Here is a 7,229-nt window from a genome sequence, read left to right on the forward strand (position 1 = left end):
GGCACACCGATTACCGGCAGCAGCGTCTTGGCTGCGATCACCCCCGCCAGATGAGCAGCCCCCCCTGCCCCCGCGATAATTGCGCGCAGGCCGCGGCCCGCGGCCTTCGCCGCGTACTCCAGCGTCAGGTCGGGCGTGCGATGCGCCGATAGCACCCGCACCTCATGCGCTATACCAAGTTCGCTCATGACCTCGGCCGCCGCCGCCATGTACTCCCAGTCGCTCTTGCTGCCCATAATCACGCCGACAATCGGCGCCTTACTGTCCGCCATCTTGGTTCCTCGTACGCAGCAGGCTGATTCTCCACTGCGCGCATGTCAAGCCGCGGCCGGTATGAGCGCCGCGAATAATTCGGCACAATGGATTCGCCATGGCGACGCCGATTCCGTTCAATCAGTGCGAGTTCACGCTCGCCGAAGTTGTCGACGCGACCGGCGGCAGGTTTGTCGCCTCCGATTCAACAGTCTCCTTCGGTGATGGTGTAAAAGGTAAGCGCCCCGCCGCCGGCGATACGGTCCCGTCTGGTGGCTACCGAACTGGCGCGGGCAGCGACGGCAACGTCAGCGGCGTCAGCATCGATACACGCTCGATGGAGGAGGGAGCGCTATTCGTCGCGCTGCGGGGCGTGGCGTCCGACGGCCACGACTATCTCGCGCAAGCCGCCGCACGCGGCGCGACAGCCGCGATCGTCGCGACTGGCCGTCATCGTCCCGCTCTCGATTGCATCGAGGTTGACGACCCTCTCAGCGCCCTGGGAAAGCTCGCGCGCCTGCACCTCACGCGCACGCGCGCGGCTCGCCCGCTGCCGCTGATCGCAATCGGCGGCGCAGTCGGCAAGACCACCACCAAGGAACTCACCGCTGCCGTCGTTCGCGCATTATTCGGATCCACGCTCTCCACGCCGGGCAATCTCAACAATCTGATCGGCGTGCCTATGACGATCTTTACGCTCACCGGCGGGCATCGCGCGGCCGTCCTCGAATGTGGCACTAATACCCGCGGCGAAATTCCGAAGCTCGCGCAAATCGTCGAGCCCGACGTCGCCATGGTGCTCAACGTCGATCTCGAACACAGCGAAGGCCTCGGCACGCTCGACGATATCGCCGACGAAGAAGCGGCACTGTTCTCCACGGCGACGCAGTCTGCGATCGCGTCGGCAGACGAGCCGATGGTGCTGACGCGCATTCCGAAACATCTGCGCAGGATCACATTTGGCAAATCGCCCGACGCTCACGTGCGGCTGGTCAGTCGAAGCGCCGGCGCCCGCTCGCGCATCCGCGTCGAACTCGCGCGCGACATGGTCGCTGCCGGGGTCGATCCTTTTGTCGAAACTGAAATCGCTCTTCTGGGCGAAGCCGCCGCTCTCAACTGTACCGCCGCGATCGCCGGTGCCGCCGCGATGCGCACGGTACCACTCGAATCGCGCCAGCTCACTGCGATCGCCAACGCACTCGCTGTCGTAGAGCCGGTCGCCGGCCGGCTCGCCAGCACTTCGATCAACGGGATCTTCGTCATCGACGATACATACAATTCGAATCCTCGCTCGATTCGCGCGGCGCTGGCCGCCGCGCGTGAAGTCGCCGACGGTCTCGGTGCTCGTCTGGTGATCGCGATGGGCGATATGCTCGAACTCGGCGAGCAGTCGGCCGCAGCGCATCAGGAGGCGATTCGCGACGTGATGCGCTCGCATCCCGTCGCATTCGTCGCCGTCGGCTCCGAGATGAACTCCGCCCGCACGGCAGTTTCCCGCGACGCTAACGTGACAGAAATACTGACATCGCCCGACAGTATCGCCGCCGCAAAACTAATCGCGAAATTGGTGCAGCCCGGCGACGTGTTGCTCGTCAAGGGTTCGCGCGGAATCGCGATGGAACGAGTTATCGAGCGGCTCGGCTGACGCCAATCAATATTCTGTCGATAGTCTCAGAATCCAATCGCCATCCAGTAGAAGCCGTCGTTCGGAAGCTGCGGAACCACACCGCCGATAAGATCCGATCTGAATGTTCCCGCAGTTGTCGTGAAACTGACTATTTCGACTATCAACTTGCCGGTATTCCTCAGTGCCTGCGAGTTAGACAGCGTCGCCATCGACCAAACGCATGCGTTGGGAAAAGCGGTCGGCCACGTCACTGTATAGCTCGCATCGTCGTCCAGCCCACCGCCGGGAAACATCGCGCCCCACTGGACGATCGCGACGATCGATCCGCGATTCACGTCGGCTAGCGGAATAGCCGCGTAGCCATTGGCTCCCATCGAGCCGGCGAAATTCGCCATGAACGCCTGCAGCACCCCGATATTCGAGATATTGACGTCCTGGCGATGCTTCAGGAACGCCGTGCGATTAGCCAGTTGCTGATGCGGTTGATTGGAGACACCCGTCCCGCTGAAACTGGCGCCGCTCGCAGCGCCTTCGACCGGATCGGTTGCTTGTATTTGATACACCTCGTTCGAGGTGAACTCGGCTGCGTCGATTAGTGTAGCCATTGACTACCTCAGAAAGTAAGGGTCCATGTACCGCTAATACTCATTCCTGCGCCAAATACTATTGGTGCAATAGTCTTTCGCGCGAGCATCGGAGTCGGCGCAGTCGTTCCCGGCAATGTAGCGCTGGCATGATTTGCGAAAATCGCCAGTTCCTGGATTGTAATTCCCTGGGCGCCCGTATCCCCTGTCGTCAGCGACCAGTTCAGCGTCAAGCCGCCGTTGCCGTCCTCGCTGTGACCGTCAAGCGCTTTGTAATATGCGGCCGCGGTCAGCGCGGTATCGGTCACCGTCGGCGCGTTCGAACCCGAGCCAAATCCCACCGGGGCCGCAAATTCGCCGCTGGTGTCACCGCCCAGCAGCGCCGCAAGCGCCGGCCGCCCGGCGTTCACGAAAAGATTTCGTCCCTCGTGCGTCCACACGATGCGGCCTTGCTCGACCAGACGGATACGTACTATTCCAATCGGCCTTCTCATTTTAACCTCCGTGCAAAACCGCCGCGCCGTTGACGATGAGCGCCGAGTCTGCGACTTCGGGTTCGTTGGCGCCGTAAGTGATTCCACTATGCCGATAGTGACTGTCGTAAACGGGAACAATCGGACCGTGCGGATCGGTCAATGACGCCGTCGCGATCGCCAGCGTCAGCGCGTTGTCACTTGGCGCGGGCGCCGCGTCGAGCTGGTACTTCACGATTCCGCCGAGCGTCAACTTATCCGACGGCTCCGGCCCAATATCGGTGATCGCAGGCACTGCGAACCATACCGAATCCAGCCACGCTCGCGCCGGTTTGAAAAAATTGACCGCCGCTGTCGCCGTCGATGCCGCCCCGGTTGAAACACCCTGCCCGGCCGCCAGATCGATCATGACGCGGAACACCGCCCATCCCTCGTTCGACGGATACGCGACTCCCCCCCAGTTCGTCTGACCCTCGAGCAGCGAGACCGTCGCCCATCCCAATGACCCGAGCGCCTGCTTAATCGACCACGGCGTCCCGCGAAATCGATGCAGCGCGATGGCGTTCTGAAGCAGCTCGCGCTGCGCCGCCTCGGTCAGAGCCAGCTCCGTAACCAGCTCGCCGGATTCGACAAGATTGTCCACATCGGTCAGCAAGTCGATGTCCGTAAGCGCATCGACGCCGAGCGCAACCGGCGCGATCAACTGCCATAGCGGAGACAGGATGTCGAACTGCCACGCCAGAAACGGCAGCGCGTCGGCTACCACCGAGTCGATTCGGTACACCAGCAGCGTCGTGAGATCGAGCGCCGCGAGCCGCGCAATCAACACCAGCAGCGCCTGCGTGCGCGTATCGTTTATCGACGGCGCGGCCGAAAGCTCGGGCATCAGCTATGCTCCGTGCTGAACGCCGTCGTCAGCGAGATCATCGTACAGTTCGCCCACTGGCCCGGACTGAGTGGAGTCTGTATCGGCGACGTCAGCGTCACGCCATAAACGCCCGCCACCGAGAGCGCCGCGATTATCTGGCTCGGCACGATGTCGCGCTGAATCTTGGCAGCGAGCTCGATCGCCAGCTCCTCCACCGCGAGCGTCGCCGCGGCGATCGTCGCGGTCGGATCCGCGTCCGAGTACAACGTCACCGTCGCCGTGATCTGATAGTCCACCTCGCTCACGGCAAGGACGTTCACGGTGTCGGTCAGCGGACGGATAGTATCGGCGTTCAGCGCGGTGGCGACTTTCGCAAGCAGCGCGGAGTTCGCGACTCCAACGCTGTTCGGCGACGGCGCCGGCTGTTGTGTCACCGGACCAGTCAGCAGGTACACGTTCACCGATCCCGGCGCGGGACTGACGATTTGCGCATCGACAATCGACGGGTCGGCGCCGATCGCAAAAAACCGGTACGCGCCAATCGGACCCGCCACGCTGAACTGATTCGGCGCCGCCTGGATCCGCGTGCGCAGATGATCGTCAGTTTCAGGGGCCGACCCGCCGCTGGTCGTGCTGGTGTTGCTCACGCTCGCGATCAAGGCATTCGGCTTGAGCTGCACGCTGACTTGTCCCGCCAGGTACCCGTTCGCACCCGCTCCTGGAGTGGTCGCCGACGCTGCCACGCTCGCGATTGTTGCGCCGGCCGCGACGCTGATCGTCGCGCTGGTCGCGAAAGCAAACTGCCCGTCGTTGGTGCCGATCAGCGTTCCAGCGGCTATCGTGAACGGCACCGTCAGCGCGCCGGTCAGCGTGAATTGAAGCGTGGTCACCGCGGGCTGCGACGCCAGCCGAGTGACGTTCAGCAGTTGGCCGAGATAGTCGATCATCGGGAACGACGCGAATGCGAGCAGATTCTGCTGCGCCGCATACTGGATCGCGTTGCGCACCAGCGATTCGCGGTACGCATACAAATTGATCAGCAGGCGTTCCACTTGCGCCGGTTGCAGCGTCCGTCCCGATGCTGCCTCGAACTCGGCGATCATGTCGGCCAGTATCAGATTCGGATCGAGACCGTCCGCGTCGTTGACGAACACCGGCGGCGGCAGCGATGGAATTCCTGCACCCATCAACTCATCCTTTCATCGCGTCGGCGCGGTCCGGTTAGACCGCCGCTCCCGGGATTGTCACGGTCGTGATCTGAACCGGAGCCGCGGCGACGCCCAGCTTGAGCTGCCAGTTGAGTGTGACGTCGAGATGCGCGCCCGATTGCGCGCTCGCGTCGTTGACGGGTTGCGCCGTCACCGAAACGAGATTTACTCGCGGCTCCCAAATCGTGATCGCCGAGGTCAGCTCGCTCACGATTGCGGGCAGCGCCAGGCTGATCGGAAAATCGATGTAGCGCCAGATATCCGCGCCAAAGGTCGGCCGCAATGGATCGCTTCCGCGTGGTGTCGTCACAATTATCCTCAGGCACTGCTCGACATCCGCGATCCCCTCCACCACTTCACCGATGGCTCCCAGAGCCAGCGACCAGTCAGCCGACCTGATATCCGCCAGCGTGATTGCGCCTGCCGCCATCGTCATCCCGCCAGCACGTCGGTGCTTGCGCTCACGATCGTGCCCGTTTCCTCACCGACTTGAACCCTATCGCCAAGCCGCGCGACACCCGCCAACGGTCCGTTTCCAATCTGGACTTGCCCCGCGCTCTTGATGATGACGTTGCCGCTCGAGTCAATCTGAATCTGCGCGCCGTTCGCCGTCAGATTGAACGCCGCGCCGTTCGGCAGACTGACGGTTAGCACATGTTCGCTGCCGTCGTACTGCAGCTCGGCTTGATCCTGAAACTTCAGATCGAGCAGATGCAGGTGAGCGTCATACTTGAATTCGGTGGTGTCCTGGAAAAGCAGATCGAGTATGTGCGCCACCCGATCGTAGTCGAAGTGCGCACCGTCCTTGAACCCGAGATAAAACTTGTCGGCGCTGTTCACCGGCGGCACATCGGCGCTCGAATAAATCGCACCCAGCACCGCACCGGCTTCGTCGCGCAAATCCATCCGGCACACCACCTGCTCGCCGATGTCCGGAATCCAGTACGCCTGATCGTCCTGCGTCTTGAAAAATACCACCGGCAGCCACCAGCTGATCATTTCGTCGTAATCCGGAAACACCACGCGCACCTTTGCGTGCGCCGTGTCCTGCGCCTGCACGATCCCGACGCGGAACGTCGGATTCATCGACGCAAATCGCTCGCGGTACTCGATTATGTCGTTCATGCGCTAACCCTTCGCGCCGCAATTGATGTCGTATATCCGGTCGCTCGCGCCAGATGATGTTTAGCGGTCTCGACCAGATACTTTCCGTCGAGCGCTCCCCATCCACTCAGCTGAACGTTGTTTCCCGCCACCAGCACCGTGTTCCCCGGTCCTTCGATCGATGCGTCCACGAAGACCATGTTGTGCAGGTGAAGTGCGGCTTCAGCTTTTACCTGCGCCTGCTGCGCGTTTTCACAGCGCGCCAGTATTTTGAGCGTATCCCCTGTCGGCGAAGGTTCGTCCGAATGGACCGACTGAGTAATCAGTTCTTTTGTATCCGGATCGAAATAAGAGAATTCCGCGGCCTCGTAGATTCGGCGCGCCCGGTTCCGGAATGAGAATCGAATAGTGTCAGATCGCGTAATCAGCGTCGCCGCCGGTACTGACTCGAGCGCCGGCCGCTCGTAGAAGATCAGCTGCCCGGCGCGCACCGTGAAATCAAAGTTGTGCTCTCTCGCGAGACGTTTCAGAAACTCCAAATCCATCTGGCGCCGCTGAGTGACACGCGCAAACTCGACATCGCTCGTGGATTCGGATGAGACCGTCACCAGCGTGAGTCCATACTTCGCGGCGATCTGCGCCGCTATTTCCACGATGCCCATGTTCTCGTATGCCACCGTATTTGCGGTGCGCATCGCGATTGTGATGTACGCGCCCAGGCAGCGCAGCCTCATCACGTCGGGAGGGCCGTCTAACTCCAGCTCGTCAATCTGAAATTCACCGCAGTCCAGCAATGACTCGCCGCTATAGCCAATCTGCAGACTGACTATGTCGCCGATCGCGGGATACCAAGCTCCCTGCCACAGTTTCGTCGAGTCTTCGAGTTCGAGTTCCAGCTCGCCCGAAGCGCCGTCGAGCCTGTCGATATACCTGATCGCTAGAACCATCTGCGACACATCTGCGGTAATATTCACTCCCGAATAAATGAGTATCCACTGCGCCGACCGAACTGTCTAAGACGCGGTCGCAGCCATTACCCATTCACCGCTTGAGATACTTTCCAGGGCGGCAAATTGGCCTTGCTCACCGAACTCTTCTGCTGGAGCGGCACCG

General features: G+C 61.7%; 9 protein-coding genes. 1 reads left to right on the forward strand and 8 read right to left on the reverse strand.

The annotated features are described in order from the left end of the window. Nucleotides 1–272: AIR carboxylase family protein (locus VIW95_RS10995; RefSeq protein ID WP_331586357.1), on the reverse strand; the 272-nt coding region annotated here is incomplete at its 3' end. Nucleotides 273–370: 98 nt separating this feature from the next. Here VIW95_RS10995 and VIW95_RS11000 point away from each other — a divergent pair. Further along, entirely contained in the window at nt 371–1,897 is a 1,527-nt protein-coding gene (locus VIW95_RS11000) for a UDP-N-acetylmuramoyl-tripeptide--D-alanyl-D-alanine ligase (RefSeq protein ID WP_331586359.1), read from the forward strand. Between the two features lie 26 nt (nt 1,898–1,923). Here the strand turns inward: VIW95_RS11000 and VIW95_RS11005 are convergent, their stop codons facing one another. From VIW95_RS11005 to VIW95_RS11035, 7 genes are read right to left on the reverse strand one after another with little or no spacing between them, the layout of a single operon-like run. Further along, nucleotides 1,924–2,484, reverse strand: coding sequence for a gp53-like domain-containing protein (locus VIW95_RS11005; RefSeq protein ID WP_331586361.1), 561 nt, complete (start codon nt 2,482–2,484; stop codon nt 1,924–1,926). 8 nt (nt 2,485–2,492) lie between these two features. Next, nucleotides 2,493–2,957 carry a hypothetical protein gene (locus VIW95_RS11010; RefSeq protein ID WP_331586363.1) on the reverse strand — a complete coding sequence of 155 codons (465 nt, stop codon included), beginning with the start codon at nt 2,955–2,957 and terminating at the stop codon, nt 2,493–2,495. Between the two features lies 1 nt (nt 2,958). Further along, nucleotides 2,959–3,822 (reverse strand): phage tail protein, encoded by an 864-nt coding sequence (locus VIW95_RS11015; RefSeq protein ID WP_331586365.1) that lies wholly within the window; start codon nt 3,820–3,822, stop codon nt 2,959–2,961. Further along, entirely contained in the window at nt 3,822–4,991 is a 1,170-nt protein-coding gene (locus VIW95_RS11020) for a baseplate assembly protein (RefSeq protein WP_331586367.1), read from the reverse strand. Before VIW95_RS11020 ends, VIW95_RS11015 begins: the two co-directional genes overlap by 1 nt. Before the next feature lie 34 nt (nt 4,992–5,025). After that, on the reverse strand, nt 5,026–5,442 hold the full coding sequence (locus VIW95_RS11025; RefSeq protein WP_331586369.1) for a GPW/gp25 family protein: 417 nt from the start codon (nt 5,440–5,442) through the stop codon (nt 5,026–5,028). Between the two features lie 2 nt (nt 5,443–5,444). Further along, on the reverse strand, nt 5,445–6,137 hold the full coding sequence (locus VIW95_RS11030) for a phage baseplate assembly protein V (RefSeq protein WP_331586371.1): 693 nt from the start codon (nt 6,135–6,137) through the stop codon (nt 5,445–5,447). Continuing rightward, on the reverse strand, nt 6,134–7,063 hold the full coding sequence (locus tag VIW95_RS11035; RefSeq protein ID WP_331586373.1) for a hypothetical protein: 930 nt from the start codon (nt 7,061–7,063) through the stop codon (nt 6,134–6,136). Before VIW95_RS11035 ends, VIW95_RS11030 begins: the two co-directional genes overlap by 4 nt. Nucleotides 7,064–7,229 lie beyond the last annotated feature (166 nt).

This window comes from Binatus sp. (SeqCode), from assembly GCF_036522015.1.
Lineage (GTDB): Bacteria > Desulfobacterota > Binatia > Binatales > Binataceae > Binatus.

What these genes read in the sequence shown, in the direction of transcription:
- VIW95_RS11025 (WP_331586369.1), bottom strand. Translation starts at nt 5,442, where the DNA reads ATGGCGGCAGGCGCAATCACGCTGGCGGATATCAGGTCGGCTGACTGG.
- VIW95_RS11010 (WP_331586363.1), bottom strand. Translation starts at nt 2,957, where the DNA reads ATGAGAAGGCCGATTGGAATAGTACGTATCCGTCTGGTCGAGCAAGGC.
- VIW95_RS11030 (WP_331586371.1), bottom strand. Translation starts at nt 6,137, where the DNA reads ATGAACGACATAATCGAGTACCGCGAGCGATTTGCGTCGATGAATCCG.
- VIW95_RS11020 (WP_331586367.1), bottom strand. Translation starts at nt 4,991, where the DNA reads ATGGGTGCAGGAATTCCATCGCTGCCGCCGCCGGTGTTCGTCAACGAC.
- VIW95_RS11035 (WP_331586373.1), bottom strand. Translation starts at nt 7,063, where the DNA reads ATGGTTCTAGCGATCAGGTATATCGACAGGCTCGACGGCGCTTCGGGC.
- VIW95_RS11000 (WP_331586359.1), top strand. Translation starts at nt 371, where the DNA reads ATGGCGACGCCGATTCCGTTCAATCAGTGCGAGTTCACGCTCGCCGAA.
- VIW95_RS11015 (WP_331586365.1), bottom strand. Translation starts at nt 3,822, where the DNA reads ATGCCCGAGCTTTCGGCCGCGCCGTCGATAAACGATACGCGCACGCAG.
- VIW95_RS11005 (WP_331586361.1), bottom strand. Translation starts at nt 2,484, where the DNA reads ATGGCTACACTAATCGACGCAGCCGAGTTCACCTCGAACGAGGTGTAT.